Here is a 26,631-nt window from a genome sequence, read left to right on the forward strand (position 1 = left end):
GCGATGATAGTCGCTATCCTCGCCACAATATAGTGTGCGTCTCGCTTCTTTAAAACCTCTCTAAAGTGGATTTCAAGCGTCACACGTAAAATTGTCCGAAAAATTCAAGAATTATTTAGGGAAAGGAAGGGCAAAGGCCGATTTATCGACTTTTTCAGCTTCTTTCGCTCACCGACTGCTTTTGTGACGATCAACGATTCGCTGCAAGACCATTAAAAACCGCTCTACAGCTTCGCTATCCGTGTCAGGTGCCAGCGAGATCCGTATGGCGCCAGGACCGTGCTCCTGCCCCATGGCCGCCAAAACGTGGCTAGGCCCAACCTTGCCTGACGAGCAAGCCGAGCCCGCTGAAAGCGCAATACCACCCAGATCAAAGGCAATCTGTACCGTTTCTGCTTTCTGCCCTTCGAGTGAAACAAAACTTGTATTGGGCAGACGAGCGACCACCTGACCGTGAACAACGGCATCAGGAGCAATTCTCGCAATGCCTGCCTCCAACAGGTCACGCATTTGCGGCGACCAGCCCCCGCTCTCAAACCGTGACCGGGCAATATCGGCAGCTTTGCCGAAACCGGCGATCAGCGGCAAGGCCTCCGTTCCAGCACGATGGCCCTTTTCCTGCCCGCCGCCGCGCACCAGCGCACGCGGCATCATCAGGTCCGATATAGCAACAATAGCACCCACACCCTTCGGGCCACCGATCTTGTGCGAAGAGATTATTAAATAATCACCACAACTATCTGTAATATCGAGAGAAACTCTGCCTGCCGCCTGAACCGCATCGACAATATAGATCCCGCCCGCATCCTTGATGATCCGGGCGATTTCGGCGACGGGTTGAAGAATGCCGGTTTCATTGTTGGCAGCCTGAACGGCCACCAGCGGCAGGCCCTTGCTCTTGTCGTGAGCGGCCAGCTTTTCTGCCAACACATCAAGACGCAGAATACCGTTTTCATCGACCGGCAGAACGGTAATGTCTTCGGACGAAAACTGCCCGCCGGCGAGCATGCAAGGGTGCTCGGTAGCACTCACATAAAGATGCGACAGGCGAACAGGCGAGCGTCCCATCATATAGGTAGGCGTAAGCAGCGTCGATGCGGCCTCCGTTGCACCAGATGTAAAGAAGACATGATCGGGTTTGGCATTGACGAGCGCTGCAATGCTGCGACGCGCGGCTTCGATCAGTGCACGCGCACCGCGTCCCTCCTGGTGCACAGAAGACGGATTGCCCGTAATCGCAAGTGCTGCAATCGCTGCATCACGTGCCTCATCGAGCAACGGCGCACTGGCATTATAGTCCAGATAGAGCCTCTTGCCGCTCAAGTTCACCGTTCTTATCTCCTGAATACCATCACAATCTAGTTTTGGCGGGTTTTGGACCGGCTATGAGCGCAATTTCCTTGAATTTTCAATCAAGAAAAGCCTATTAAGCCAGTCTACGTGTCGGACATATGCGTTCGGCCAGTCGAAATTCAAATCGGTTCTAGAAGCGGCGTTCTTCAACGTCAAGTTCGCAGCTTCCGGTCCGGTCATCCCGTTACCAACGGAGTACACATGCCTGAAGTCATTTTTAACGGACCAGCCGGACGCCTTGAAGGTCGTTATCAGCCATCGCGCGAAAAGAATGCGCCCATCGCGCTGATCCTGCATCCGCATCCGCAATTTGGCGGCACCATGAACAACAAGATCGTCTATGATCTGTTTTACATGTTCCAACAACGCGGCTTTACCACGCTTCGCTTTAATTTTCGCAGCATCGGCCGCAGCCAGGGTGAATTCGACCACGGTGCGGGCGAACTGTCTGATGCGGCAAGCGCTCTCGACTGGGTTCAGGCGCTGCATCCCGATTCCAAGAACTGCTGGGTCGCAGGCTATTCGTTTGGCGCATGGATCGGCATGCAGCTTCTGATGCGCCGCCCGGAAATCGAAGGTTTCATGTCGATTGCGCCGCAGCCCAACACCTACGACTTCTCGTTTCTGGCGCCCTGCCCTTCGTCGGGCCTGATCATTCATGGCGATCAGGACAAGGTCGCACCGCCCAAGGACGTGCAGGTTCTGGTCGACAAGCTCAAGACGCAGAAGGGCATCACCATCACCCAGAACACGCTTGAAGGCGCCAATCACTTTTTTACCGGGCAAGCTGACGAACTAATCGAGCATTGCTCGGAGTATCTCGACCGCCGCCTGATGGGCGAACTGGTCGAAGTTCGCCCTAAGCGCTTGCGCTGATAGCCACCGTTACCGGCTTGATACAGGGATGATTGCCTTGTTATTACTGGTAAATTGGTGGTAAACGCCAAAAACGTCCTGTGGCAGGCCAGGCCTGCCAACATCATCAATCCAGCCTTATCAGTCAGGAAAAGGGCATGTCCGGTTTCAAATCCGATTTTCTTCGCACACTTTCCGAGCGCGGCTTCATTCATCAGCTTTCCGATGAAACAGGTCTCGACGAACTGCTCGCCAAGGAAACCGTGACCGCCTATATCGGCTTCGATCCGACCGCTTCGAGCCTGCATGCCGGTGGTCTGATCCAGATCATGATGCTGCACTGGTTCCAACAGACAGGCCACAAGCCCGTTGCCCTCATGGGCGGCGGCACGGGCCTCGTTGGCGACCCGTCCTTCAAGGATGAAGCACGCAAGCTGATGACTGAGGACACGATTGCTGAAAACATCGCGGGCATCAAGCGCGTCTTCGCCAATTACCTCACTTTTGGTGAAGGCGAAACCGACGCGCTGATGGTCAACAATGCCGACTGGCTGCGCAACATCAATTATCTGGAATTTTTGCGCGATGTTGGCCGTCACTTTTCGGTCAACCGTATGCTTTCCTTCGATTCGGTGAAAATGCGTCTCGACCGCGAACAATCGCTGTCGTTCCTCGAGTTCAACTACATGATCCTGCAAGCCTACGACTTTGTGGAGCTGAACAAGCGCCACGGCGTGCGTTTGCAAATGGGTGGTTCCGATCAGTGGGGCAATATCGTCAATGGCATCGACCTTGGCCATCGCATGGGAACGCCACAGCTTTATGCCCTGACCTCCCCGCTTCTGACGTCCGCTTCCGGTCAAAAAATGGGCAAGTCGCTGGGTGGCGCCATCTGGCTCAACGCTGATATGCTGAGCAGCTATGATTTCTGGCAGTACTGGCGCAACACGGAAGACGCCGACGTCGAACGCTTCCTAAAGCTTTACACTACGTTGCAACTGGACGAGATCGCAAAGCTTGCAGCGCTCGAAGGTTCGGAAATCAACGAAGCCAAAAAAATCCTCGCGACCGAGGTTACCGCCATATTGCATGGTCGCGATGCGGCTGAGGAAGCCGCCGAAACAGCGCGCAAGACTTTTGAAGATGGTGAACTGTCGCAAAACCTGCCCACCGTCGGCGTACACAAGGCAACCCTGAACAGCGGCATCGGCATCCTCGCGCTGATGGTTCTGGCCGAACTTTGCACCACCAACGGCGAAGCCCGCCGTCACATCGAAGGCGGTGCGGTGCGTATCAATGACGAGCAGATCAGCGATCCACGCATGACCATCGATGCCTCTTCATTGAACGATCAGGGTGTAATCAAACTCTCGCTTGGCAAGAAGCGGCACGTCCTTATCCGTCCGGCGTAACTTTATCGGCAGGCAGGAAACTCCATGAAACCGAAAATTTTCATTGACGGCGAACACGGCACCACTGGCCTGCATATCCGCAGCCGGCTGGCGTCACGCAATGACCTTGAAGTCATCTCCATACCGGAAGCTGACCGGCGCAACCGCGATCTGCGAGCCGATTATCTGCGGGCGGCCGATATTGCCATTCTCTGCCTACCCGATGACGCATCGAAGGAAGCGGTCGCGCTTCTGGCCGATCATCACGCGACTCGTGTCATCGACACCTCGACCGCGCATCGCGTATACCCGGACTGGGCCTATGGTTTTGCTGAACTGGCAAAAGGCCAGCGCGAACGTATTGCGGAAGCGCGTCTCGTTGCCAATCCCGGCTGCTATCCGACCGGTGCAATCGCGCTTGTGCGTCCATTGCGCGACGCCGGCCTGCTAGCTACTGATTACCCGATCAGCGTGAACGCGGTTTCCGGTTATACGGGTGGTGGCAAGCAGATGATCGCGCAGATGGAAGACAAGAACCATCCAGATCACCTCGCAGCCAATAACTTCCTTTACGGCTTGTCGCTGCACCACAAGCATGTGCCGGAACTTCAGTTGCATGGTCGTCTGGATCGTCGTCCAATTTTCAGCCCAAGCGTGGGCCGTTTCCTACAGGGTATGATCGTACAGGTACCGTTGTTTCTGGATGACCTGAAGGGGTCCCCCTCGCTTGAAAACGTACATCAGGCGTTGAGCGCACATTATGCCGGGCAGGACATTGTCGAAGTCGTGCCACGTGATGACAGCACAAAGCTGACACGCGTCGATGCGGAGGAACTTGCGGGCAAGGATGGCATGAGGCTGTTCGTGTTTGGGACCGAAGGTGACAATCAGGTAAATCTCGTGGCGCTTCTTGATAATCTCGGCAAGGGGGCGTCAGGCGCCGCGGTGCAGAACATGGACCTGATGCTCGGCAAATAGATCGCAATCCAGAGTGTTGAAAACCCGGTAGCATACATAAGGCTGCCGGGTTTTTATTTGGCGTAAGCGCCTTTGGTTGCGCGCCAGTGCGCAACGGCGAAGGCAAGCACGACCAACGCCATGAACTGATGCGTCAGTCCCAGATGCAGCGGCACGCTCATCAATAGCGTCGCAATGCCGATTACTGCCTGCACGAGAACGAGGCTGAGCAAAAGAACGGTACGCCGCGCATGCGTGGTGCCAGGCACGCGTTTGAAAACTTGAAACACATGCACGAGGCTCAGTACCAGCACCGTATAGGCAAACATCCGGTGAACGAACTGCACGGTCTTTGGATTTTCAAACAGGTTACGCCACCAAGGCGACTGTATGAACATATCTGACGGAATGATCACACCGTCCATCAATGGCCAGGTGTTATAAGTCAGGCCGGCATGAAGACCGGCAACCAGACCGCCAAGATAAATCTGCACCAGAACCGCGAAGACCAGCCAGCCCGCAAGGCGCTGAACGCTACGCTCAGCCGGGCGTTCGGTATAGGTGGCAAGGCCGCGCGCAATATAGAAGACGGCAGTGATGATGACACAGGCTGTGGTCAGATGGATAGCAAGACGGTACTGGCTGACGCTGGTCAGCACGCTCAGTCCCGATGCAACCATCCACCAGCCGATAGCACCTTGCAGCCCACCAAGCACCAGAAGGCCCAGCATGCGGTATTTCAGACTGCGGGTAAGCCGCCCGGTCAGCCAGAAGAAGGCAAGCGGAAGGGCCACGAGAAAACCCACGAAACGGGCCAGCATACGATGCGCCCATTCCCACCAGAAAATCGACTGGAACTCTCCAAGCGACATGCCCTTGTTGATCTGCTGATATTGGGGAATCTGGCGATACTTGTCGAATTCTTCCATCCATTCGGCGTGGTTGAGCGGCGGAATGACGCCATGAATCGGTTTCCACTCGGTGATCGACAGGCCAGAACCGGTCATGCGCGTTGCGCCACCCACCATGACGATGGCGATCAGGACCAGAAAGACAGCATAAAGCCACCAGCGCACCAGTTGCCGGTCGCGTTCGCTCTTTAGCACGCCACTTTTCTGTCCGACCGATATTGCTGTCATGCCGCCTTACCCTTCAAAATTTCATCACGGATACATGACGCATAGGATGAGCCGATACAAGCCAGGCTCACGCGACATGCCGCCGCGTTTTTATTCCTTCCTTTGCCAAGCGCCACGGTTTAGGAATGGATACGAGAGCGGAGAGACAAGCATGCCCGTAAGACTGAAGAAATTGATCGGCACCGTGCTTCTGGTGCTGCTGGTCATTGTTTATGCACTATTTGCCACCATCATCGCGGTGGCACATCTGGCAGAATCCAGCGCTCTGGTGCATCTGCTCTATTTCTTCTTTACCGGCATTCTTTGGGTGCTGCCTGCCATGGCCATTATCTGGTGGATGGCACAGCCACAACGTAAAAAGCAACCGCGATAGCTGGTTAAACCGTAAAAGGGCTATCCATCAGGATCAGCATCTCCTCATAGCCCCCACGATCGAGATCGAGCGACGCATTCATGACCGCTTCGCTGTCAGGATCGATGACGCTCATCACAAGCGTGATACCACCTTCTGCCACCCATTCGAGCTGCGCTGCCGAAGTCGGCCCGCATTCTACAAGCACAAAATCATAGACCGTTTCGAGTGCATCAAGAATAAACGGCAGATGATCCGCCGAACGCATAGCGTGGGCGGGATCAGCCTCGCCGAGCGGCATAACATGGGCCTGCGAAAAACGGTCGCTATGAATGACCTCGTTGAACCGTTTTCGCCCGAGAAGAAGCTCGGTGAGACCTGCATGACGATGACCATCAAGCATGGCAAGCGCAAGCGCACCATACGCGCTCATATCGACAAGAATGCAGCGCTTGCTGCGATCAGCCAGTTCCCGCAGTAAGCGCACCGTCGTAGCGGAGGCTTCGTCCCCCTCCGGCGAAACCACGACAATTCTTTTCGCGTCGCCTTCACACAAACGATCTGCGATGGCCTTCACGCCATGCGGATTTCCCGCGACGGTTTCGAGTGCAGGTTTTAGCGGAACATCGGCCGCAATATCGTGCTGCGGCATGGCGATTTCGTTTACGGCAGATAACGACACGGGGGTGGATGCACTTGTTTGCCCGCGAAACATTTCGCGCAGCAAGGCGAGCGCCGCAAGCAGTATTGCCGACAGGATAAAGCCGACGGTCGGCACCCACCACAAAAGATTTGGGAAGTCCACCATACTTGCGGCAACAGATACGCGCGGCGCTTTTACCTGTTTCCGCTCTGTGGCCAGACGATCAGTTAAAAGATGGCCTAACGAAGCCACCTCACCTTCCAAACGACGCAATTTAGATTGCGCTTCATCGGCAATAGCAAGCTGCGCTTTTTCACGTTCCAGATCGCCATTGAGTTCATCTTCGCGCAGTTTCGCCGCAGCACTTTCCTTTTCAAGGCCTGAAAGCAACAAGCGCCCGGCCGTGCGGGCCTGCCGCTCCAGATCGGCATATTGCGCACGCAATGCCTTGATACGCGGATCATTGGCGCGAAGCCGCGCGGTCAGCTCGGCCAGCAAGGTGTTGAGCTGGAGCCGGTAGTCGGCCAGTTGCTGCATGGCACCAGCTGCCAGAATATCCGGCAGCATCTCGACCGGCTCCCCACTCGCAAGCGCTTGACGGATGCTGTCCGCCTTCGCCTCGAGTGCCAGTCGCGCGGTGCGTATCTGCCGCGCTTCGGCCGAAATTTCGCTAATCTGACGTGCAGCTATTTCGCCATTGTTCTGGCTTGTAAGTAATTGGCGTGACGCGCGATAGTCCCATGCAGCGGTTTCGGCTGCCCGTATCTGGCTTCGCAGCGCATCGAGATCGAGGTTGTCCGCCGCGGCGCTCTGGTTTGGAAGCGAGGCAACGTCATTTGTTCGATGAACAGGTACAAGGAAAAAGCAGGCAGCCCAAAGTAGCGCCGCCGTGATCGAAGCGCCGCCTAAAATCAGAAGCCAGTTGCAGCGCAAACCTTTTGCAAGCGCACTGCTATCGATCTGGGCGTCTGTCGGCGCCGCATCGACCTTCGCCATTCTATCACTCCGCAGGCGTCCACCGATCAGCGATCTTCAACGTTTAGCAAGGAAGCCCTTCCACTTTTAAAATAAGGCTCTGAGGTAACCATAGGGTTAAATCCGCTATTTTACTTAAACGGCCTTTTTTTTCGGACCGCCACGCTTCTTTACCGCCCCTTAACCATAAGTGATCAATAAGTCCGACATCGAAATTATGCCAGCATGAAGGATGTGCTGCTAAATGGCGGCACTCTATTGTCCGGCTCTGTAATACGGGTTTTAATGTCTCGCGTAGCCCGTACCTTTATTGCGCGGAAAATCGCTTATGGCGAGATTTCCGTGCCTGTTGCGAACACCGAAAAGGAATTCATTTGCCGTTCTTCGCCTATATAGGCGCAGCGATCTGCGAAATCGCTGGCTGTTTTGCCTTCTGGGCATGGCTGAAGCTCGACAAATCACCGCTATGGCTTATTCCCGGTGTGGCTTCGCTGGCTCTATTTGCCTATCTGTTGACGCTTGTTGAAAGCGATACAGCAGGTCGTGCCTATGCTGCTTATGGGGGCATTTATATTATAGCCTCTATTCTCTGGATCTGGTTAGCGGAAGGTGCCAAACCCGACCGCTGGGACTTAGCGGGCGCCTGTGTCGCTCTAAGCGGCACCTGTATCATTCTTTTCGCGCCGCGCACCTGAAATCTGGAGAAAGCTTTGAACCATAAAGCCTCTGATGCGTTATTTCTCTGTCCCACCCAAAACGGAGGAAATCGCAATGGACTGGAACCGAGTAGAAGGCAATTGGAAGCAGCTTAAAGGCAATGTTAAGGAACAATGGGGCAAGCTGACCGACGACGATCTCGATCAGATCAATGGTCGCCGTGACCAGCTTGAAGGCAAAATTCAGGAACGCTACGGCATCGAAAAAGACCGTGTAAAATCAGAAGTTGACGATTGGTATGGACGTCAGCAATGGCTACCATAAAAAGAGCCCCGCTTCGGCGGGGTTTTCTTTGATGCAAGGGAGGCCTCATGCGCTGGTTCGTTGTCGTGTTGCTGTCGGTTCTATCCACTACGGCCTCGGCAGTAGATAAAGATAAACTCAAGCACGCTATTTCGATTTGCTGGCTTGCTCCATTAAACCAAGAAACCCGGCATATGAAGGCCACGCTTGAAGTCCATCTTTCGCCGGCCGGAGAAATAGAAGATTTGAAAGTTACAGAATCCCCTTCGGGCCCGCAGAGCAAAGCCTTCGTGGATTCTACAATACGCGCCGTTCGCAGATGTGCTCCCTATAGCAATGTGCCCGCTGGAAAGGTGACGATTAATTTCAAGGCGCCAACTGGCTGATCGTCAATTTCGTTAAATTATTTCCGCACCAAATTTTTACAGCGCAATGTCGATTACCGCAGTAAAGACATCGCTAAACGGTGTCCCCTGTGCGGACAAAGGGCCTTAAGTCCGATGTCGCAATCTGATGCAATCAAACATATCACGATTCCCTAAAAGCCGGGCCAAGGATACAATCTCCCGCGAGATATTGACGAGATACTCTCAATGAAACCAGCATACCTATTGAAGCCGTATGAACAACTCACATAAGAATTTCATCATCGAGGGAAGCCGAGTCCACGACATCGCGTCATTTTACGACGAGATAAATCGTCTCTTCATGCAGGAAGAAAATTGGCAGCTTGGCCAAAGCCTCGATGCCCTGGATGATCTTCTTTATGGCGGCTATGGTGCATTGCAAGGTGCCAAAACCGCAACGATCATCTGGAGGAATTTTGAGAAATGCGCAATTGCGCTTGGGCATGAAACGACCCGCAATTTTTATCTCTCGAAACTTGCGCAATCGTCAACTTACAATGCTGAGCGCATCCTTCGCGACCTCGAAGAACTCGAAAATGGAACTGGACCCACCTATTTCGATATTGTTCTTACGATAATTGCCGATCACCCGAATATTACGCTTGTGAAGGATTAACCCCAGCTGCAGAACAATCCTGCATTTTGTTCTTAATTCTTGTTTTTAGGGCTTGCGGAGAAAGCCTTTGCATTCTAAGGCTTCTCCCGGCTCGGAGCGTAGCGCAGCCCGGTAGCGCACTTGACTGGGGGTCAAGGGGTCGTGGGTTCGAATCCCGCCGCTCCGACCATTTTTCAAAACCCCGTTTTTTCTATCCACCAGTGTCGTGAGCACTTCCCAGAACGCCTAAATGGCACATAGCCCTGAGAAACCATGTCGGTTTCTGGCTGCAATCCACCGCGTAGCAGTCATCCGGATGGCTGCTGAATGGACAGGCAGAAGCACCTCCGCACCCAATCACAAACATCGTGATAAGTGCAAATTGAATGGCTTTTTTCATGATCATATCCTTCACGAAAAAGCGCAATTTTATAGTGTTGTCATCTATTCCGCATGTACAACTTCAGCCTCATTAGACATTGCAAGCTAGAGATTGGAGCAAGGCCTGCCTTATTTATCCTGGAACTGATAGGTCTCTGGAATATAACGATAACCCTCACCTTCTCGTTTTAGATAAGCCACCGATGGGAACGGCATGTGATATCCGATGAACGGCAGGCGTTCGCTTGCCAGCATTGCGAAGATGCGCTTGCGCGTTGCCGCAGCCATGTCCTTGTCGATATCAAAGGAAACATGCCATTCAGGTCGTTGCAGTGTAATGACAAAATGGTTGGCCGTATCCGAGATCAGCATCAGGGATTTCCCGTCCGTCTCTACACGGAAAGCCAGATGGCCCGGCGTATGCCCAAACGCTTCCACCGCATGAATGCCGGAGACAACCTCGCTATCGCCATCAAGGAAGGTTATCTTTTCCGAAAGCGGTTTGACATTCTTAGCCACCAGTTCCGCAACACCTTTCGCAGGGCTGTCTAGGCGCGCCGGATCGGCCCAGAAGTCGAACTCTTTTTGGCCTGCAGCATAGCGGGCATTGGCAAAAGCAGGCTTGCCATCCTCCATCAGGCCACCAATGTGATCGGGGTGGAAATGGCTCAGAACAACAAGCGTTACGTCCTCCGCCTTGTAGCCGGATGCCTCGAGCGCGCTTATGAGCTTACCCTGCCCAGCTTCACGTGCACCCGCCCCCATCCCCGTATCAAATAGCACCAGTTCCTTGCCGGTGTTGATGAGTACAGGGGTGAAACTGTTCACAAAACGGTCAGTGGGCAGCAAATTTTCCTCAAGCAGGCGCTCGACATCCCCGGCCTGCTGATCAATCGCATAGATTTTTTCAGGTGCCTCGCCCCCACGCCGCCCATCGAGCAAGGTGGTGATCTCAAAGCCGCCCAGCTGAAAGCGATGAAACCCGGCATTTTCCACGCTAGCAGCTTTTTGCTCCTTTGAACCACTAGCCTGTGCCATCCCTGGTGCGAGCGGAGACAAGGCCACGCCTGCCCCGACGCTGGAAGCTGCCGCAATGAAATTACGTCTTGAAATTGTCATCAATCGATCTCCTGTCATGTCTGTTCATCAAAGAGCATCTTGATCGCAATTTTATATCAGCATTCATAAGACCATATATGGTCCCCAATTTCATGGGAAAACTGCATTTTTGCTATGACAGACGTATCTTGCATCGCTCGACGCAAATCATTATTTAAGAAAGCACTCGGGACGACCCGGGCCTGTGTTGCATCGGGGACGGCCCCATATAAAGGGGTATTCCATGGCGTGGATTTATTTGACGCTCGCAGGCATTCTTGAGGTCATTTGGGCCTATTACATGAAAAAGTCCGAAGGTTTTTCGCTGCTTACGCCCAGCATAATCACGCTTGTGACGATGGTCGGAAGCTTCCTGCTGTTGTCGCTGGCCATGCGGAGCCTGCCACTAGGCAGCGCTTATGCGATTTGGACGGGTATTGGTGCCGTCGGCGCATTTCTGGTCGGCATTTTTGTGCTTGGCGAGGCGGCGACGTTCTTTCGAATTGCAAGCGTAACGCTCATAATTGCGGGCCTGGTCGGCCTGAAAATATCTTCCACATGATTGCAAAAATAAAAGGGAGGCATTGCCTCCCTTTTTTACGTCACCAAGCCGATTGGTTAGCGAACCTGATCCAGAAGCCGCTTGCATTCCAGAAGGTCGAATAGCGCTTCCTGTAGTAGCGAGCGATTATCCTTGGACGGGCGCTTGCCATCAGCGCCCACAGGACCATCATTCTCGCCCTTCAACAAGCCGAACAGCTTGCGCGACGGCACCGGCGCCTTGATGCCATTGGGTAGGTTCATTTCGCCATCTGCAGCCTCTTCGGCTGCCCGCTTGGCAGCAGCCACCTGCTTTTGGCGCGCTATGACCTCAACCGCTTCCACGTCGCCATTACCGAGCGCCATCACGAATTGCGGGCTGTTTTCGCGTAAGAGACGCTGCACACCCTTGATCGTATAGCCCTGATCATACAGCAGATGCCGGATCCCCTTGAGCAGTTCGACATCGACGGGACGATAATAACGACGACCACCGCCGCGTTTCATCGGCTTGATCTGCGTGAAGCGTGTTTCCCAGAAACGCAGCACATGCTGCGGGAGATCAAGAGAGTCCGCTACTTCGCTGATCGTCCTGAATGCATCAGGGCTCTTGTCCATCCACTTGCCCTTTCCGGTGTGCCACCGCACAGCCTTCATAAACTCAAATCGTCTGCCCGACGATTCGTTCGCTATCATGATTATATAATAGCAGAGTTTTATGCGCACCCCTCCCATAACATGGATCAGGGGATAGATGCGCTGGGCTGGCAAAAACAATCCAGACCACACGCGCAAGGCATTAAAGCGTGCTTCGATCTGGCAAAGGATGGTGGGTTATTTGCTGCTTTTACCCTGACGCTTCTGATGTTCCTGCAGAATGCGCTGCTTGAGAACATTGGAAGCCTTGAAAGTCATGACGCGCCGCGGAAGAATCGGCACTTCTTCGCCGGTCTTCGGATTGCGGCCAATACGCTCATTCTTGTCGCGAACCTGAAACGTGGCGAAAGATGAAAGCTTCACCGTCTCGCCGTTAACGATTGCATCGCAGACTTCATCGAGAATCATCTCGACCAAAGCCGCCGACTCAGTTCTGGAAAGACCAACCTTGCGGTAGACAGCCTCTGCCAGATCAGCCCGCGTGACCGTTTTGCCTCCCATAACCGAACCTGCCTGTTAGCGTTAAAACAGAGATAATATCCTTAAGTGACAGGACGTTACACAAATAAAAGCACAATGGTCAAGCCACGAGTTTCCTCGTGGCGGATCAATTTTTTAGCTTTTTGCTTTAACATAATCGCCAAAGCAAATTTCAGGCATGCTTTCAGGCCGTTTCTTTTACCAGCGCAACAAAACCGCACCCCATGTAAACCCGCCGCCCATCGCCTCAAGAAGTACGAGGTCGCCTTTCTTGATGCGACCGTCGGAAACAGCGGTTGCAAGCGCCAAAGGCACTGAGGCAGCGGAGGTATTCCCGTGCCGATCGACGGTGATCACCACCTTGTCTTCAGCAATTGACAGCTTTTTTGCAGAGGCATCGATGATGCGCTTGTTGGCCTGATGTGGCACGAACCAGTCGATATCTTCCGCTGTCAGGCCGGTTTCGGCAAAGGATGCCTCGATCACATCGGTAATCATCCCGACTGCATGCTTGAAGACTTCGCGGCCTTCCATGCGCAAATGTCCGACGGTTTGCGTTGTGGACGGGCCCCCATCCACAAAAAGCTTTTCTTTGTGGCTGCCATCTGAACGCAGGTTGGCGGAAAGAATACCGCGATCCGACGTCAGCCCCTTGCCATCGGCAGATTCGAGCACCAGCGCACCGGCACCATCACCAAAAAGAACGCAGGTCGTGCGGTCGTTCCAGTCGAGAATACGCGAAAAGGTTTCCGCGCCAATGACCAGCACGCGCTTTGCCATACCGCCGCTAATGTAAAGATCAGCCGTGGTCAGCGCATAGATGAAACCGCTGCACACCGCCTGAATATCGAAAGCGAAGCCGCTGGTGATACCAAGCTCGCGCTGGATTTCTACGGCGCTGGCCGGAAACGTATGGTTGGGCGTCGAGGTTGCGACCAGAACCAGATCAATATCGGAAGGTTCAAGACCGGCATTTTCGATTGCCGCACGTGCCGCAGCAGCGCCGAGCGAGACTGTGGTTTCTCCTTCGCCTGCAATATGGCGAGCACGAATGCCCGTGCGCTGCACGATCCACTCGTCGGATGTTTCGATAATACCCTCAAAGTCGCTATTTTTCATAATCCGCTTCGGCAATGCCGAACCGATACCCCGCACGACAGATCGTATCATCGTTATTTTCCTGTCTTCAAAACCGTATGGCGCAGGGCCGTCCCTGCATCATCAAAAAAAGTGAAGCCTTGCCGAAGCCCTGGCGAAACCGTGAATGCCCCGTCAATCTGCCTTCACTGCTAAAGCAGCATGATCATCCGATGCAACATGCGGGTGACTGTGGTGAAAATGAGCCAGATCGGCTTCTATTTTCTGCAACAGGCCATTGCGCACCATATCATAACCCACTTCAACAGCCGAACCGAAACCTTCGGCATTGGCGCTGCCGTGGCTCTTGATGACAATGCCGCTCAACCCAAGGAACACGCCGCCATTAACCTTGTTGGGGTCCATTTTTTCGCGCAGGCGGTCGAATGCACCCTTGGCGAAAATATAACCGATCCGGGCCAACCAGGTTCGGCTCATCGCCTGACGCAGCATTTGCGCCATCTGCCGTGCGGTACCTTCCGCGGCTTTCAACGCGATATTGCCCGTAAAACCTTCAGTCACAACCACATCGACGGTACCCTTGCCGATATCGTTGCCTTCGACAAAACCATAATATTCCAGACCATTGAGCGGAGTGTCGCGCAGGACCTGGCCTGCTTCCTTGATCTCGTCGAGGCCCTTGACCTCTTCGGTACCGATATTGAGAAGACCAACTGTGGGTTTACGCACTTCGAACAAGGCCCGCGCCATGCCTGCACCCATAACAGCATAATCGACAAGCTGGCGTGCATCGGCGCCAATCGTCGCACCGACATCCAGAACGATGCTTTCACCGCGCAGCGTCGGCCAGATACCGGCAATGGCCGGACGTTCCACATCCGACATCATACGCAGGCAGAATTTCGACATCGCCATCAGTGCGCCGGTATTGCCCGCCGAAACGCAAACATCCGCCTCCCCCGTCTTCACCGCTTCGATCGCCTTCCACATCGTCGACTTGCCACGCCCCATGCGCAGCGCCTGACTGGGCTTGTCGTCCATGCCGACCGCCACTTCGCAGGCGCGAAATTCCGATGCAGCGCCCAGTTTCGGAAAGCGTGCCAGAAGCGGCTCAACCTGTCCGGCCAGGCCAAAAAAGATGAAACGCATATCGGGATGGCGCTCAAGCGCTCTTGCCGCGCCGGGGATGACCACTTCAGGACCGAAATCACCGCCCATAGCGTCAATGGAAATTTTTACCACTCTTGATTAATCCTGTACGACCCCTGTTTCCCATTCGCCAAACATGACGGCCGGGTTTTCGGGGAAAATAGTGGTTTTACGCTACGGCACAACCAAATTCTGCCAAACCTACCGTAAATCACGGCTTCTTGTGTAATTCAGAAAGCTTCGCGAAAGGCGAAACAGGCTCTTCTACCGCATCATCATTGCCAAAGCGTTGCGGCTCGACTTCTTCGGGCAAATCGGGCTTGCGCGGATAAGGATCAATGGCAAGCTCAAAGAATTCCTCTGCAACGCTGCCCACATCGATCCTGTCGCCAGAAAAGATTTCAGGCGCATCTGCACCTTCCGCATCGAGCAGCATTTCGCCGCTGTCATCGAGCTGGACACGCGCCAGACGCGAGTTTTCGGGCACGAAAATTGTATCGACATCTTCGGCAATCGTGCTGGTCAGAGGTTCCAGTGTAACCACGCAGGCCTGCACAATCTCGGCATCGATGCGCCCGCGCAAACGAATGCCGTTCTTTTTCCATTGCGTGAGCAAAAACTCCGCCTTGAACGAACGTACCGATTCGAGAGCATGGTTTTGAGCAAGTTGTGCGCGTTCCTTCTCATCGGTAGAAATGGTCACCGTCAGCCCCGTGGGCGGTAGGTAGAGAACCGGCACGGGATAGCTCAGTGCCTGCTGTTCAGTCATTGTTATAAACCTCTTTGGTCTTTTGCAGTGCTGGCTTCTGGAAGGTCGAGCATATCGGGATCCATAAAGGATATTTCTCCTGCCGCCAGCGCCTCATCGCTGATGCCTTGAAGATTATCACGGCAACACATTACATAAGTGCTTAAATGGCGTGCCGAAGGCCATAATTCCAGATCAGGGCGAATATTGCGCGTCAGTGCGTGGCCAAGCGCTTCCACGTCATTGTCGTCAAGCGCCTCACTATAGGCGTTCACCCGGCCATAAAACATGCGTGCCAGCTTCTTGATGCGTTTGGGCACGCTCTGGTCACCGATTCCCAACTCGCGCAGCGAATGATCGACATCCTTAAAAAATTCGTCGGTGATGCGTTGCGCAAGATCCGTGAGTGCCGAATTGTTGCCGCGCATGCGATGCAGCGCCATGAAAACATGCAGCGACAGCATTTCATAGCGGCCCAATGCGGTATCGGGCACATGAAACTGTGCAAAAAAACGTTTTTGCCGCGCCGCCGCCACGATCACCTCGTAAACGCGAAGCATGATAGCCTCGTTGGCTTTTGATTTGCGGCGGAAAAGTTGGAGAATCATGTCCGTTCGACCGTTCCAGTTGCATATAGGAGCAAGGTGGTTTACCGAAGTTCTTCCGACGGCGAAAGTGCCGCGCTGATATAGAATGATGGAGAGGTCTTTGTTGCAGCGGATTTTCCCACGTGCTTTTGCAGGCACATTTGGGCAGCGTGCCCTTCTGGCGAGTACGGTCATAGTTTTTGCGGTCGCGCTTGCAGGATGCAACACGGCATCAACCCTGAACCCGTCCGAAACAATCACCGAGGGCTATGTGCTTGATCAGGATGCGCTGGATTCGGTACCGGTCGGCTCAAGCCGCGAACAGGTTCTGCTGGCGCTCGGTACACCGTCCACCACTGCGACCTTCGACAATGAAGTGTTTTATTACATTTCCCAGACGCGGCGCCGCGCTGCCCAGTTCATGAAACCGAAACTCGTCGACAGAAAGATTCTCGCAATCTATTTCGACAAGGACGGCAAGGTTCATCACATCGCAAATTACGGCATGCAGGATGGCAAGCTGTTCGATTTCGTCACGCGCACCACGCCGACTGGCGGCAAGGACCAGACCTTCCTCGGGCAGGTTATTCAGGGTGTGTCCAAGGCACCCACCTCACTGCCATCTGCCGGTGGCGCGACCAACTGATTGCCAGCTTTCATTTACCCGGCTTTCCAAAAAAACCCGCCTTTCGGCGGGTTTTTTATTATTAAAGTTATCACATTATCCAACGCATCGAAGCAGGATTAGAAATCAGTCCAGTGAACTGATTTGCCTGCGAAGACGCTTCGCACTTTTGGCTTAAAATGCTCATCCCATATGCGCCAAGACCGCCAGCAGCAAAAGCGCCACGATATTGGTGATCTTGATGGCCGGATTAACCGCTGGTCCCGCCGTATCCTTATAGGGATCGCCGACCGTGTCGCCCGTCACCGAAGCCTTGTGCGCTTCCGAGCCCTTGAGGTGCTTGACGCCATCCGCGTCGGTAAAGCCGTCCTCGAAGCTTTTCTTGGCATTGTCCCATGCACCGCCGCCCGACGTCATGGCAATAGCCACGAACAGACCGTTGACGATGACGCCCAGAAGCGACGCGCCAAGCGCTGCAAAGGCCGCAGCCTTGGAGCCTGAAATCAGCAATACCCCAAAATAGACCACAATCGGTGCCAGGACCGGCAAAAGCGAGGGAAGGATCATTTCGCGGATCGCCGCCCGCGTCAGCAGATCGACTGCGCGCGCATAATCTGGCCGTGTCTCGCCTGTCATGATGCCCGGATTTTCGCGAAACTGACGCCGCACTTCCTGCACCACCGCACTGCCCGCACGCCCCACAGCCGTCATGGCCATGCCGCCGAACAGATAGGGAATAAGCCCGCCGAAAATCAGCCCGGCCACCACATAAGGATTGGAGAGATCAAACGATACCGGCCCCATATCCGCAAAATAGGGATAGGTTTGGCCATTGGCGGCAAAATAGGCGAGATCGTTGGAATAGGCCGCAAACAGCACCAGAGCGCCCAATCCCGCCGAGCCGATGGCATAGCCTTTTGTCACGGCCTTGGTGGTATTGCCAACCGCGTCAAGCGCGTCGGTCGCTTTGCGCACTTCAGGGTCGAGCCCCGCCATTTCAGCGATACCGCCAGCATTATCCGTTACGGGGCCGAACGCATCCAGAGCCACGATCATACCGGCAATACCAAGCATGGCGGTGACCGCAATCGCCGTTCCGAAAAGGCCCGCGAGCTGATAGGTGGAAATGATGCCGCCAACGATGACGATCGCAGGCAGAGCGGTTGATTCAAGCGATACCGCCAGCCCCTGAATGACATTGGTGCCATGACCGGTGACAGACGCCTGCGCGATGGAATTGACCGGACGCTTGTTGGTGCCGGTATAATATTCGGTAATCACCACAATAAGACCGGTAACGAGCAAGCCGACCAACCCGCAGATGAAGAGATTGGTTCCGGTGATACTTTTACCGGCAACGGTACCTATTTCGCCCCAGCCGATGGTCAGCATGTTTGCAATGGCAAGGCCCGCCACGGAAAGCACGCCAGTGGCAATCAGCCCTTTATAGAGCGCCCCCATGATAGAACCGTTGACGCCAAGTTTGACGAAAAACGTGCCTGCAATCGAGGTTATGACACAGGCGGCGCAGATCATCAGCGGATAGAGCATGACACTCGGCAGCACGTCCGAGCCGTTAAAGAAGATTGCGCCCAGCACCATGGTTGCCACAACGGTAACGGCATAAGTCTCGAACAGATCGGCGGCCATGCCTGCGCAGTCGCCGACATTATCGCCGACATTATCGGCTATGGTTGCCGGATTGCGCGGATCGTCTTCGGGAATTCCCGCCTCGACCTTGCCGACCAGATCGCCGCCGACATCCGCCCCTTTGGTAAAGATACCGCCGCCCAGACGCGCAAAAATCGAAATCAGCGAAGCACCGAAACCGAGCGCTACCAGCGCATCGATCACCGTGCGGTCAGCAGGTGCATAACCAAGCCAGAGCGTAAGAATACCATAATAAACCGAAACGCCGAGGAGTGCCAAACCCGCGACCAGAAGCCCGGTAATCGCGCCGGAGCGAAATGCCAGTTCAAGTCCGCCCGCAAGGCTCAAGGATGCGGCCTGCGCCGTACGCACATTGGCACGCACCGAGACATGCATACCGATAAAGCCCGTAAGCCCCGAGAGCACCGCGCCGATCAGGAAGCCGATCGCAGCACTGAGCGAAAGCAGATACCAGACGGCGGCAAATACGACGATGCCGACGATAGCAATGGTCGAATATTGCCGGGTAAGGTAGGCCGACGCACCCTCGCGGATAGCACCGGCGATTTCCTGCATACGTGCGGTGCCCTGATCAGCTGCGAGGACCGAGCGGATCGACCACAGTGCAAAAAGAACAGAAAGCACACCGCAGACAATGACGAGAAGTAAAACTGCCATTTGCATAAAGGCCAACTCCCATTGGGTTTGCGTGAACCCGCCCCGCTCCGCCCTTCGGGCAGACAGCCACGTCAGTCACACGCATTCAAGGCCCGAAATCCCCTCCCCGGACCGACAAGAGCGGCATCGAAGCATTTGGTCAGTTCAGCATTCTTTATGCCGCACCCGCAGCATGCGAAACGGTTAAACAAACGTCAAGTCGTTCTTTATGAGCCTAAAATGAATAAGGCCCGCGATTTCTCACAGGCCTTGTCTGCATCATTGCAAAAGACAAATTAGTGTCGCGGCTTCACGCCACGGCTTTCGCCGCGCAGCTCAAATGCCAGCCGGTCGAGCACGGCGTTGACGAGCTTCGGTTCTTCTTCGGTATAAAAAGCCTTGGCGATATCGACATATTCCGAGACGATAACGGGGGTCGGCACGTCCTTGCGTGTTTTCAATTCCCACGCACCAGCGCGGAGAATGGCGCGCAGGGTCGAATCAAGGCGTGACAGCGGCCAGTCCTCGGTCAGCCCCTGATGAATGAGCGGATCAAGCGTAAGCTGGTTTTCCACGACACCGGCAACGATTGAACGAAACCATTGTGGATCGGCATCGAGATATTGTGTGCCGTCTACTTCCTTGCCAAGCCGGAAGGCTTCATATTCGCTCACTACTTCCAAGACGCCGGTTCCTGCAACATCCATCTGATAGAGCGCCTGCACAGCGGCCAAGCGAGCCACGCCGCGTTTGTTGGCGGTGCGCGGACCGGTTGGCGTCGGGCGGTTTTCTGCGGAAGAGTTCATGGTTTCAGGCTCCGAATTTCTTGCGCAGATTGATCATCGTCAGTGCTGCACGAGCTGCAAAACCGCCCTTGTCCTTATCGGAACGGCGGGCACGCACCCATGCCTGTTCGTCAGTTTCAACCGTCAATATGCCGTTGCCGATAGCGATGCTTTCCTCGACGGCCAAATCGGTGAGCGCACGGCAGGATTCGTTGGCGACGATGTCGAAATGATAGGTTTCGCCACGAATGACAGTGCCAAGGGCTACAAAGCCGTCATATTTCGTGCCGCCATTATCTGCGCCATCAAGCGCATAGGAAATGGTTGCCGGAACTTCCAGCGCGCCCGGCACCGTCACCACATCATAGCTCGCACCCGCCGCATCCAGAGCAGCTTTAGCGCCGTCGAGCAGCGCGTCGGCCAGATCGTCGTAAAACCGTGCTTCAACGATAAGCAAATGCGGCGCATGCGCCTCGTGCTTGGACATGAGAGACTCCATGGTAAAATTTGCGGACCGCAAATCCTGCGTTCAACGCGAAAATCGACTGTGATTGTAGCTGTGGACTAGGCTCTAAGCCTATTTCCCGTATTGCGCAAGCCTTGCCGCATACCGAGCCAGCTGATCGATCTCAATATTGACGCGATCACCGGCTTTTCTCTGGCCCCATGTGGTGACTTCCAGCGAATGGCGGATCAGGAGAACGTCGAAGTCATTGCCCTGAACACCGTTGACAGTCAGCGACGCGCCATCCAGCGCAACAGAACCTTTTTGTGCAATGAAGGGTGCCAATGCTTCAGGCGCACGCAGCGTGAAGCGCACGGCATCCCCCTCATCCTTGCGCATGATGATTTCCGCCTGCCCGTCAATATGACCGGACACCAGATGCCCGCCCATTTCGTCGCCCAATTTCAGCGAGCGCTCCAGATTTACGGGACGTCCGGCCTGCCAATCCGAAATGGTCGTGAGGCGCAAGGCCTCCTCCCATGCCTCAACCTCGAACCAGCGAGCATTGCTGCCCTTTTCCGGCAAGGAAACAACGGTGAGACACACGCCTGAACAGGCAATGGATGCGCCCAGTTCGATGGTTTCGGGATCATAGGCAGTCTCGACACGCAGAAGCACGCCTTCATTCAAAGGCTTGATCCGCTCCACTTTGCCAATGTCGGTCACAATGCCTGTAAACATCAAGTCTTCCTTACATATTCACGATAGGCATCCTCGCCATATTGCGCTTGCCTGAGAATTTCAAACTCCTCAGTCATGTGGGTTTCAAGACCGGCCACGGCAACCCCTTGTTCGCTCCCGATTTCGATAGCGGAGCGAAAGACAATAAGCCGGTCGACCAGTTTTTCCTCCAGAAAACTTTGTGCTATTGCGGCTCCGCCCTCGACCAGAACCGATCCGATCCCAAGGGCTGCAAGGTCATCCATCATTTCGGGGAGTGCTACACGTCCTTCATGAGTCTCGGTTGCAAGGATACGGCACCCCGCAGCCTTCAATTCATAGCGGCGTTCATCACTTGCCTCTTCGCCGCAAGCGATCCACAGTGGTTGCACGTCCGCCGTTCTCACCAGCTTCGAGGTCAAGGGCAAACGCAGACTGCTATCGAGAACCACACGCACCGGCGCACGGCTTTCCAGTCCCGGCAGGCGGCAGTTCAACAGGGGATCATCGGCCAGCGCTGTTCCAATGCCAATGAGGATCACATCGCTTTGCGCCCGCAAAATATGCGACTGCGCGCGCGACACAGCACCGGTGATTGCCACCTGCCCCTCGCCCCTTTGTCCAATCATTCCATCTGCAGAAAGTGCAATCTTCAGAATGACTTCGGGGCGTTTTCTGGAAGACCTGTTCAAATAGCCCGCGAGATCATTGGCGGCTTGTTTTGCCAAGACACCCGGTACGACTTCGATACCCGCCTCATGCAAAATGGCAAATCCCTTGCCGCTCACCCGCTCGTCGGGATCGGTTGCTGCAACCACGACGCGGGCGACACCCGCGCGCACCAGCGCTTCGGCACAGGGGGGCGTGCGACCGTGATGGGCGCAGGGTTCAAGCGTGACATAGGCCGTTGCGCCGCGTGCCGCCTCACCTGCTTCATTGAGCGCCTGTGGCTCGGCATGCGGCCTGCCGCCGATGGCCGTCACGCCGCGTCCGACGATCACGCCATCGCGCACGATCAATGTTCCCACGGAGGGATTGGTGCCGGTCAGCCCCTTGTGACGGCGCGCATAGCGGATTGCCGCCGCCATGAAGCGGAGATCGTCGGCCGATAGATCGACCTTGGGCGATTGCGGCTTATTCATGCCTATGCGTCCACGTCATCCTCAACGTCACCGTCCGCGTCATGTGCGGTCAATTCATCAATGACGTTATGGAAATCGACGGCCTCGCTAAAGTTGCGATAAACCGATGCAAAGCGGATATAAGCAATATCGTCGATGCCCTTTAGCGCATCCATGGCCAGGCGACCGATTTCATCGGATGCAACTTCCGCCTCGCCCGAACTCTCAAGCTGACGCACGATGCCGGAAATGGCGCGTTCAACAAGTTCAATGTCCACTTCGCGCTTGCGCAGCGCCACATCGATGGACCGAGCCAGCTTGTTACGGTCGAACGGCACCCGGCGACCGCTTTTCTTCACCACCATCAGATCGCGAAGCTGTACGCGCTCAAATGTCGTAAAGCGCCCGCCGCACACCGAACAGACACGACGCCTGCGAATGGCAGAGCCATCCTCGGCAGGCCGGGAATCCTTCACCTGTGTATCTTCGGACTGGCAGTAGGGACAACGCATGGAACTCTTTCAACTAAACTGCAACATGACAAATGAGCGGCTGATTCACACGGATCATAGCGCATTCTTACAATCTTGTATAAGCATGTGAGAGCAGTTCCGTGTTCTATTTACAGTCATTTCTCTTACCGCTTCGGACTAAGCGACACGCATTCCCAAGACTCATCATCGCACACAGCACAAATAAAATTTCTCCAGAAGGGGCAATATTTTTTACAAAGATCCAGTGTTGCATATGAACATTCCATCTTTGCGGGTGGCTTTGCGGATGAGCCTCCCTTAGTCCAATGACTTTTCGCGATCCTTTGCCCAGTCGCCCTGATCGGGCAAAAATGCGCCTGTTGCAATCCCAAAGCGCCAGCTTGCAATGTTCCGGGCGTAGCATATGTTTCAGTTACACCGGACAAGGCAATGCACATCATAAAAAATATTAGATTTTTCTTCATTATAATATCCTTTAAAATAATATCATTAAGATAGTTCAATTAAATACTTTTCCCGCAACCTCGCATCTCCAAATCAGTTGTCGCTATTGAGCGCTCACAAAAAAAAGCCCCGCTCAACAGAAGTTGAGCGGGGCTTTTGAAAGGACAAAAATTATCCCTGATAGCCGTACATCGGGAAGCGGGCAGTCAGAGCGATGACCTTGTCTTGCACCGCCTGTTCGACGGCTGCATTGCCTTCATCCGAATTGGCAGCCTTAAGGCCATCGAGGACTTCTGCAATCAGCGAGCCGATTTCCTTGAATTCGGTGACGCCAAAGCCCCGCGTCGTACCTGCGGGCGTGCCAAGACGCACACCGGAAGTGACGAACGGCTTTTCAGGATCAAACGGAATGCCATTCTTGTTGCAGGTGATGTTGGCGCGGCCAAGGGCTGCTTCTGCACGCTTGCCGGTGGCATTTTTCGGGCGAAGATCAACTAGCATCAGGTGATTGTCGGTGCCGCCCGAAACGATATCGAGGCCACTTGATTTCAATTCTTCAGCCAGTGCCTTGGCATTGGCGACAACATTCTGCGCGTAAAGCTTGAATTCAGGCTTCAAGGCTTCGCCAAAGGCCACAGCTTTACCGGCAATAACATGCATCAACGGTCCACCCTGAAGACCGGGGAACACGGCCGAATTGATCTTCTTGGCGATATCGGCGTCATTGGTCAGGATCATGCCACCGCGCGGACCGCGCAGGGATTTGTGCGTCGTGGTGGTGCAGACATGGGCATGCGGCACAGGCGACGGGTGCACGCCACCGGCGACCAGACCTGCAATATGTGCCATATCGACCATGAGATAGGCGCCGACTTCGTCAGCAATCTCGCGAAAACGCTTCCAGTCCCAGATGCGCGAATAGGCGGTGCCGCCAGCAAGAATAAGCTTTGGTTTGTTTTCACGTGCCAGACGCGCAACTTCGTCCATATCGAGCAGATGATCGTCTTCACGCACACCATAGGAGACGACGTTGAACCACTTGCCGGACATGTTGACGGGCGAGCCATGCGTCAGGTGACCACCGGAATTGAGGTCCAGCCCCATAAATGTGTCGCCCGGTTGCAGAAGGGCCAGGAACACGGCCTGATTCATCTGGCTGCCGGAATTGGGCTGCACATTGGCAAACTCTGCGCCAAAAAGTTTCTTGGCGCGTTCGATCGCCAGTTCTTCGACAACATCGACATACTGGCAGCCGCCATAATAGCGCTTGCCCGGATAGCCTTCGGCATATTTGTTGGTGAGAATGGAACCCTGCGCCTCAAGAACGGCACGCGAGACGATGTTTTCCGAAGCGATCAGCTCGATTTCATGGCGTTGACGGCCAAGTTCGTTGCGAATCGCGCCGAAAATATCAGCATCGACGCTTTCAAGGTTTTCATTGAAGAAAGCATCTAAAGACGCATTCGAGGCGGCATTGGCTTGCGACATTTCACACCCTCCGGGTCAGCCGGTAACAGCTATTGGATGAGGCGCATTATCACACTTGAACGGTCAAGGCCAATGGCCGCAAAGCGAAAAGCATGTTCCAAAATGCGGCAGTGTGTAGCGACACAAAAGAAAAAGCCGCCCGAAATAGCTCCGAACGGCTTTTTAAGACAAAATCGGACGGCGATCAGGCGCCAGAAATCAGGTATCTGTGCCAAGCGCCAATTGCGACGCACCGTCCATCTTGTAGATGTCATCGCGGAACTGCACCACGCCATCGCCCGTGGACCAAGCCGAAATGTAGACGAAATGCAGCGGCACAGGATCAGAAACCGCGATCGGCCTGTTTTCGCCGGAACGGATGGTTTCTTCGATATTCTGGCGATCCCAGCCTGCGGTATTTTTCAATAGCCACACATCGAGGTCGCGCACGTTCTGTACACGAACGCAGCCCGACGAATCAAAACGCATCAGCTTATTGAAATAGCTCTTCTGTGGCGTGTCGTGCATATAGACGGCATGCTGGTTGTGGAAATTGATCTTGGTCGAGGACATGGCGTTGATCTTGCCCGGGTCCTGACGGAACATCAGCTTGACAGCGTCATCGGTATTCCAGTCAATGGTTTCGGGTGCGACTTCCTGACCGGACTGATCGTAAAGACGGATCTTGTTCTTGGCCAGATATTGCGGGTCCTTGCGCATCAGCGGAATGATATCCTTCTGGATGATCGATTTCGGCGCTGTCCAGTAAGGATTGAGAATAACTTCGTGAATCTTTGAATTGAGGATTGGCGTCTGGCGGTCGATCTTGCCCACAACAGCCGTATGGCGCTGCATGACGCTGCCGCCTTCAACCGCTTCGATGCGTGCTGCCGGAATATTGACCATTACGAAACGCTGCTCGGAGGAACCAGCACTTGCGAGCGGCGACAGACGCTGCAGGTTGGTCTGCAACTGGCCAAGGCGCGTATTGGCATCCACATTCATTGCAGAATAGGTAAACTTGCCCATCACACCATCGGCAGGGAGGCCATGGCGTGCCTGGAAACGCTTGACCGCAGCATCAACATAAGTGTCGAAAGCATTGGAAACACCAGCACTCTGCGGCAAATCACCTGAGATGATCAGACGCTTGCGCAATGCCTGTACAGAAGGGTCGCTGACGCCAAGCTTGAGCCTGGCCTGTCCCGGCACGTTCGGCCACCCACCGCGTCCGGCAATATCGGTATATTGCGCAATGGCGTTCTGGAGATTGCCGACCGTATGCGGGCTCAACACCGGCTGGTTTGTCGCAACCGTCTGACCGCCGGTTGCACGCGCATCGAACTGATCCGCCCAGTTGCCCCGTCCCGGCGATCCCATCACGTCTGAGAGCATCTGCTGGGCAAAGGATGAGGACGCAACGCTCGAAGCAGCTACTGAAAGGCCAGCCGTTGCAGCACCGCGCAAGAAGCCGCGGCGGCCCAGTTTGAAAGCTTCTGCCTGTCTGTCGATCTTGGTCATTTGCTTTAGTCCCAAAAAAGCGCACCGCATAAAAGGTAATCATCCGCAACATACCATCAACTGGCCGTTGAGACGAGGCCCCGTTCGCGTCACCCTGCGCGTGTTCACTTCTGGATAAGTCAGAAGCTGCTAAAATATTACGCTCGCAATCTCATGAAATGCATATGTATTTTTTTATGGCTTAATCATGTCGCGCGACCCGCTTTGCAAGCCTCATCAGGTATAAATGCGGCCAATTTATCGCTTCATACCTGTCAACACGGCACGGTTGTGGCCGTTCTGCCACAACTGGCAGGGAGAAGAGGCTATTTGTTATGAGACAAAATGCGGTGTAAGG

General features: G+C 54.6%; 28 protein-coding genes and 1 tRNA gene. 11 read left to right on the forward strand and 18 right to left on the reverse strand.

What is annotated here, in order from left to right; translation table 11 throughout:
- Positions 1-168 precede the first annotated feature (168 nt).
- Positions 169-1,329: a cysteine desulfurase family protein gene (locus AAIB41_RS04210; protein ID WP_343314362.1), complete on the reverse strand. Its 1,161-nt coding sequence runs from the start codon at positions 1,327-1,329 to the stop codon at positions 169-171.
- Positions 1,330-1,554: 225 nt separating this feature from the next.
- On the opposite strand from AAIB41_RS04210, the gene AAIB41_RS04215 reads away from it, so the two are divergent.
- From AAIB41_RS04215 to argC, 3 genes are all read left to right on the forward strand, one after another.
- Positions 1,555-2,229: an alpha/beta hydrolase gene (locus tag AAIB41_RS04215; RefSeq protein ID WP_343314363.1), complete on the forward strand. Its 675-nt coding sequence runs from the start codon at positions 1,555-1,557 to the stop codon at positions 2,227-2,229.
- A gap of 137 nt (positions 2,230-2,366) precedes the next feature.
- The gene (gene tyrS, locus AAIB41_RS04220) at positions 2,367-3,620 is read left to right on the forward strand and encodes a tyrosine--tRNA ligase (protein ID WP_343314364.1); all 1,254 of its coding nucleotides are present in this window, start codon (positions 2,367-2,369) and stop codon (positions 3,618-3,620) included.
- 24 nt (positions 3,621-3,644) lie between these two features.
- Positions 3,645-4,577 (forward strand): N-acetyl-gamma-glutamyl-phosphate reductase, encoded by a 933-nt coding sequence (gene argC / locus AAIB41_RS04225; protein WP_343314365.1) that lies wholly within the window; start codon positions 3,645-3,647, stop codon positions 4,575-4,577.
- A 53-nt stretch (positions 4,578-4,630) separates the two neighbouring features.
- On the opposite strand, the gene AAIB41_RS04230 is transcribed toward argC, so the two are convergent.
- Positions 4,631-5,695 (reverse strand): COX15/CtaA family protein, encoded by a 1,065-nt coding sequence (locus AAIB41_RS04230; protein WP_343314366.1) that lies wholly within the window; start codon positions 5,693-5,695, stop codon positions 4,631-4,633.
- A 151-nt stretch (positions 5,696-5,846) separates the two neighbouring features.
- Here AAIB41_RS04230 and AAIB41_RS04235 point away from each other — a divergent pair, with 151 nt between their 5' ends.
- Complete coding sequence (locus AAIB41_RS04235; RefSeq protein ID WP_343314367.1) at positions 5,847-6,068, forward strand: DUF2842 domain-containing protein; 222 nt, start codon at positions 5,847-5,849, stop codon at positions 6,066-6,068.
- Between the two features lie 4 nt (positions 6,069-6,072).
- On the opposite strand, the gene AAIB41_RS04240 is transcribed toward AAIB41_RS04235, so the two are convergent.
- The gene (locus tag AAIB41_RS04240; RefSeq protein ID WP_343314368.1) at positions 6,073-7,686 is read right to left on the reverse strand and encodes a hypothetical protein; all 1,614 of its coding nucleotides are present in this window, start codon (positions 7,684-7,686) and stop codon (positions 6,073-6,075) included.
- Between the two features lie 353 nt (positions 7,687-8,039).
- On the opposite strand from AAIB41_RS04240, the gene AAIB41_RS04245 reads away from it, so the two are divergent.
- The 5 genes from AAIB41_RS04245 to AAIB41_RS04265 all read left to right on the forward strand — a co-directional run bounded on the left by AAIB41_RS04245 (position 8,040) and on the right by AAIB41_RS04265 (position 9,817).
- Positions 8,040-8,360 carry a YnfA family protein gene (locus tag AAIB41_RS04245; protein WP_343314370.1) on the forward strand — a complete coding sequence of 107 codons (321 nt, stop codon included), beginning with the start codon at positions 8,040-8,042 and terminating at the stop codon, positions 8,358-8,360.
- A 76-nt stretch (positions 8,361-8,436) separates the two neighbouring features.
- On the forward strand, positions 8,437-8,646 hold the full coding sequence (locus AAIB41_RS04250; protein WP_343314371.1) for a CsbD family protein: 210 nt from the start codon (positions 8,437-8,439) through the stop codon (positions 8,644-8,646).
- 47 nt (positions 8,647-8,693) lie between these two features.
- Positions 8,694-9,011 carry a hypothetical protein gene (locus AAIB41_RS04255; protein WP_343314372.1) on the forward strand — a complete coding sequence of 106 codons (318 nt, stop codon included), beginning with the start codon at positions 8,694-8,696 and terminating at the stop codon, positions 9,009-9,011.
- 235 nt (positions 9,012-9,246) lie between these two features.
- Complete coding sequence (locus tag AAIB41_RS04260) at positions 9,247-9,648, forward strand: barstar family protein (RefSeq protein ID WP_343314373.1); 402 nt, start codon at positions 9,247-9,249, stop codon at positions 9,646-9,648.
- 92 nt (positions 9,649-9,740) lie between these two features.
- Positions 9,741-9,817 (forward strand) — tRNA-Pro (locus AAIB41_RS04265).
- Positions 9,818-10,137: 320 nt separating this feature from the next.
- Here the strand turns inward: AAIB41_RS04265 and AAIB41_RS04270 are convergent.
- Entirely contained in the window at positions 10,138-11,127 is a 990-nt protein-coding gene (locus AAIB41_RS04270; RefSeq protein ID WP_343314374.1) for an MBL fold metallo-hydrolase, read from the reverse strand.
- 223 nt (positions 11,128-11,350) lie between these two features.
- On the opposite strand from AAIB41_RS04270, the gene sugE reads away from it, so the two are divergent.
- Positions 11,351-11,668, forward strand: a complete 318-nt coding sequence (sugE, locus tag AAIB41_RS04275; RefSeq protein ID WP_343314375.1) for a quaternary ammonium compound efflux SMR transporter SugE — start codon at positions 11,351-11,353, stop codon at positions 11,666-11,668.
- A gap of 56 nt (positions 11,669-11,724) precedes the next feature.
- Here the strand turns inward: sugE and AAIB41_RS04280 are convergent, their stop codons facing one another.
- The 6 genes from AAIB41_RS04280 to AAIB41_RS04305 all read right to left on the reverse strand — a co-directional run bounded on the left by AAIB41_RS04280 (position 11,725) and on the right by AAIB41_RS04305 (position 16,386).
- Entirely contained in the window at positions 11,725-12,264 is a 540-nt protein-coding gene (locus tag AAIB41_RS04280; RefSeq protein WP_343314376.1) for a MerR family transcriptional regulator, read from the reverse strand.
- Between the two features lie 216 nt (positions 12,265-12,480).
- Positions 12,481-12,804 (reverse strand): integration host factor subunit alpha, encoded by a 324-nt coding sequence (locus tag AAIB41_RS04285; RefSeq protein WP_343314377.1) that lies wholly within the window; start codon positions 12,802-12,804, stop codon positions 12,481-12,483.
- Positions 12,805-12,981: 177 nt separating this feature from the next.
- Positions 12,982-13,953, reverse strand: coding sequence for a beta-ketoacyl-ACP synthase III (locus AAIB41_RS04290; RefSeq protein WP_343314378.1), 972 nt, complete (start codon positions 13,951-13,953; stop codon positions 12,982-12,984).
- Positions 13,954-14,055: 102 nt separating this feature from the next.
- The gene (gene plsX, locus AAIB41_RS04295) at positions 14,056-15,123 is read right to left on the reverse strand and encodes a phosphate acyltransferase PlsX (protein ID WP_343314380.1); all 1,068 of its coding nucleotides are present in this window, start codon (positions 15,121-15,123) and stop codon (positions 14,056-14,058) included.
- A gap of 118 nt (positions 15,124-15,241) precedes the next feature.
- Positions 15,242-15,799 (reverse strand): DUF177 domain-containing protein, encoded by a 558-nt coding sequence (locus tag AAIB41_RS04300; RefSeq protein ID WP_343314381.1) that lies wholly within the window; start codon positions 15,797-15,799, stop codon positions 15,242-15,244.
- Positions 15,800-15,801: 2 nt separating this feature from the next.
- Positions 15,802-16,386: a ubiquinol-cytochrome C chaperone family protein gene (locus AAIB41_RS04305; protein WP_343314382.1), complete on the reverse strand. Its 585-nt coding sequence runs from the start codon at positions 16,384-16,386 to the stop codon at positions 15,802-15,804.
- 88 nt (positions 16,387-16,474) lie between these two features.
- Here AAIB41_RS04305 and AAIB41_RS04310 point away from each other — a divergent pair, with 88 nt between their 5' ends.
- The gene (locus AAIB41_RS04310; RefSeq protein ID WP_343314812.1) at positions 16,475-17,011 is read left to right on the forward strand and encodes an outer membrane protein assembly factor BamE; all 537 of its coding nucleotides are present in this window, start codon (positions 16,475-16,477) and stop codon (positions 17,009-17,011) included.
- A gap of 162 nt (positions 17,012-17,173) precedes the next feature.
- Here the strand turns inward: AAIB41_RS04310 and AAIB41_RS04315 are convergent, their stop codons facing one another.
- From AAIB41_RS04315 to AAIB41_RS04350, 8 genes are all read right to left on the reverse strand, one after another.
- Positions 17,174-19,324, reverse strand: a complete 2,151-nt coding sequence (locus AAIB41_RS04315; protein WP_343314383.1) for a sodium-translocating pyrophosphatase — start codon at positions 19,322-19,324, stop codon at positions 17,174-17,176.
- Positions 19,325-19,593: 269 nt separating this feature from the next.
- A complete protein-coding gene (gene nusB, locus AAIB41_RS04320; protein WP_343314384.1) occupies positions 19,594-20,103 on the reverse strand; it encodes a transcription antitermination factor NusB in 510 nt (169 codons plus the stop codon).
- 4 nt (positions 20,104-20,107) lie between these two features.
- Complete coding sequence (locus AAIB41_RS04325) at positions 20,108-20,569, reverse strand: 6,7-dimethyl-8-ribityllumazine synthase (RefSeq protein WP_343314385.1); 462 nt, start codon at positions 20,567-20,569, stop codon at positions 20,108-20,110.
- A gap of 90 nt (positions 20,570-20,659) precedes the next feature.
- The gene (locus AAIB41_RS04330; RefSeq protein WP_343314386.1) at positions 20,660-21,268 is read right to left on the reverse strand and encodes a riboflavin synthase; all 609 of its coding nucleotides are present in this window, start codon (positions 21,266-21,268) and stop codon (positions 20,660-20,662) included.
- Positions 21,268-22,389, reverse strand: a complete 1,122-nt coding sequence (ribD, locus tag AAIB41_RS04335) for a bifunctional diaminohydroxyphosphoribosylaminopyrimidine deaminase/5-amino-6-(5-phosphoribosylamino)uracil reductase RibD (RefSeq protein WP_343314387.1) — start codon at positions 22,387-22,389, stop codon at positions 21,268-21,270. Before ribD ends, AAIB41_RS04330 begins: the two co-directional genes overlap by 1 nt.
- A gap of 2 nt (positions 22,390-22,391) precedes the next feature.
- On the reverse strand, positions 22,392-22,880 hold the full coding sequence (gene nrdR, locus AAIB41_RS04340) for a transcriptional regulator NrdR (RefSeq protein WP_343314388.1): 489 nt from the start codon (positions 22,878-22,880) through the stop codon (positions 22,392-22,394).
- A 597-nt stretch (positions 22,881-23,477) separates the two neighbouring features.
- Positions 23,478-24,794 (reverse strand): serine hydroxymethyltransferase, encoded by a 1,317-nt coding sequence (glyA, locus tag AAIB41_RS04345; RefSeq protein ID WP_343314389.1) that lies wholly within the window; start codon positions 24,792-24,794, stop codon positions 23,478-23,480.
- A 198-nt stretch (positions 24,795-24,992) separates the two neighbouring features.
- The gene (locus AAIB41_RS04350) at positions 24,993-26,294 is read right to left on the reverse strand and encodes a L,D-transpeptidase family protein (RefSeq protein WP_343314390.1); all 1,302 of its coding nucleotides are present in this window, start codon (positions 26,292-26,294) and stop codon (positions 24,993-24,995) included.
- Between the last annotated feature and the right edge of the window lie 337 nt (positions 26,295-26,631).

It is taken from the genome of Brucella sp. BE17 (genome assembly GCF_039545455.1).
GTDB lineage: Bacteria > Pseudomonadota > Alphaproteobacteria > Rhizobiales > Rhizobiaceae > Brucella.

What these genes read in the sequence shown, in the direction of transcription:
- AAIB41_RS04310 (WP_343314812.1), top strand. Translation starts at nt 16,475, where the DNA reads ATGGAGAGGTCTTTGTTGCAGCGGATTTTCCCACGTGCTTTTGCAGGC.
- nrdR (WP_343314388.1), bottom strand. Translation starts at nt 22,880, where the DNA reads ATGCGTTGTCCCTACTGCCAGTCCGAAGATACACAGGTGAAGGATTCC.
- tyrS (WP_343314364.1), top strand. Translation starts at nt 2,367, where the DNA reads ATGTCCGGTTTCAAATCCGATTTTCTTCGCACACTTTCCGAGCGCGGC.
- AAIB41_RS04235 (WP_343314367.1), top strand. Translation starts at nt 5,847, where the DNA reads ATGCCCGTAAGACTGAAGAAATTGATCGGCACCGTGCTTCTGGTGCTG.
- AAIB41_RS04330 (WP_343314386.1), bottom strand. Translation starts at nt 21,268, where the DNA reads ATGTTTACAGGCATTGTGACCGACATTGGCAAAGTGGAGCGGATCAAG.
- argC (WP_343314365.1), top strand. Translation starts at nt 3,645, where the DNA reads ATGAAACCGAAAATTTTCATTGACGGCGAACACGGCACCACTGGCCTG.
- AAIB41_RS04350 (WP_343314390.1), bottom strand. Translation starts at nt 26,294, where the DNA reads ATGACCAAGATCGACAGACAGGCAGAAGCTTTCAAACTGGGCCGCCGC.
- glyA (WP_343314389.1), bottom strand. Translation starts at nt 24,794, where the DNA reads ATGTCGCAAGCCAATGCCGCCTCGAATGCGTCTTTAGATGCTTTCTTC.
- AAIB41_RS04260 (WP_343314373.1), top strand. Translation starts at nt 9,247, where the DNA reads ATGAACAACTCACATAAGAATTTCATCATCGAGGGAAGCCGAGTCCAC.
- AAIB41_RS04255 (WP_343314372.1), top strand. Translation starts at nt 8,694, where the DNA reads ATGCGCTGGTTCGTTGTCGTGTTGCTGTCGGTTCTATCCACTACGGCC.
- ribD (WP_343314387.1), bottom strand. Translation starts at nt 22,389, where the DNA reads ATGAATAAGCCGCAATCGCCCAAGGTCGATCTATCGGCCGACGATCTC.
- sugE (WP_343314375.1), top strand. Translation starts at nt 11,351, where the DNA reads ATGGCGTGGATTTATTTGACGCTCGCAGGCATTCTTGAGGTCATTTGG.
- AAIB41_RS04230 (WP_343314366.1), bottom strand. Translation starts at nt 5,695, where the DNA reads ATGACAGCAATATCGGTCGGACAGAAAAGTGGCGTGCTAAAGAGCGAA.
- AAIB41_RS04250 (WP_343314371.1), top strand. Translation starts at nt 8,437, where the DNA reads ATGGACTGGAACCGAGTAGAAGGCAATTGGAAGCAGCTTAAAGGCAAT.
- AAIB41_RS04270 (WP_343314374.1), bottom strand. Translation starts at nt 11,127, where the DNA reads ATGACAATTTCAAGACGTAATTTCATTGCGGCAGCTTCCAGCGTCGGG.
- AAIB41_RS04305 (WP_343314382.1), bottom strand. Translation starts at nt 16,386, where the DNA reads ATGATTCTCCAACTTTTCCGCCGCAAATCAAAAGCCAACGAGGCTATC.
- nusB (WP_343314384.1), bottom strand. Translation starts at nt 20,103, where the DNA reads ATGAACTCTTCCGCAGAAAACCGCCCGACGCCAACCGGTCCGCGCACC.
- AAIB41_RS04325 (WP_343314385.1), bottom strand. Translation starts at nt 20,569, where the DNA reads ATGTCCAAGCACGAGGCGCATGCGCCGCATTTGCTTATCGTTGAAGCA.
- AAIB41_RS04280 (WP_343314376.1), bottom strand. Translation starts at nt 12,264, where the DNA reads ATGGACAAGAGCCCTGATGCATTCAGGACGATCAGCGAAGTAGCGGAC.
- AAIB41_RS04240 (WP_343314368.1), bottom strand. Translation starts at nt 7,686, where the DNA reads ATGGCGAAGGTCGATGCGGCGCCGACAGACGCCCAGATCGATAGCAGT.
- AAIB41_RS04215 (WP_343314363.1), top strand. Translation starts at nt 1,555, where the DNA reads ATGCCTGAAGTCATTTTTAACGGACCAGCCGGACGCCTTGAAGGTCGT.
- AAIB41_RS04300 (WP_343314381.1), bottom strand. Translation starts at nt 15,799, where the DNA reads ATGACTGAACAGCAGGCACTGAGCTATCCCGTGCCGGTTCTCTACCTA.
- AAIB41_RS04285 (WP_343314377.1), bottom strand. Translation starts at nt 12,804, where the DNA reads ATGGGAGGCAAAACGGTCACGCGGGCTGATCTGGCAGAGGCTGTCTAC.
- AAIB41_RS04290 (WP_343314378.1), bottom strand. Translation starts at nt 13,953, where the DNA reads ATGATACGATCTGTCGTGCGGGGTATCGGTTCGGCATTGCCGAAGCGG.
- AAIB41_RS04315 (WP_343314383.1), bottom strand. Translation starts at nt 19,324, where the DNA reads ATGCAAATGGCAGTTTTACTTCTCGTCATTGTCTGCGGTGTGCTTTCT.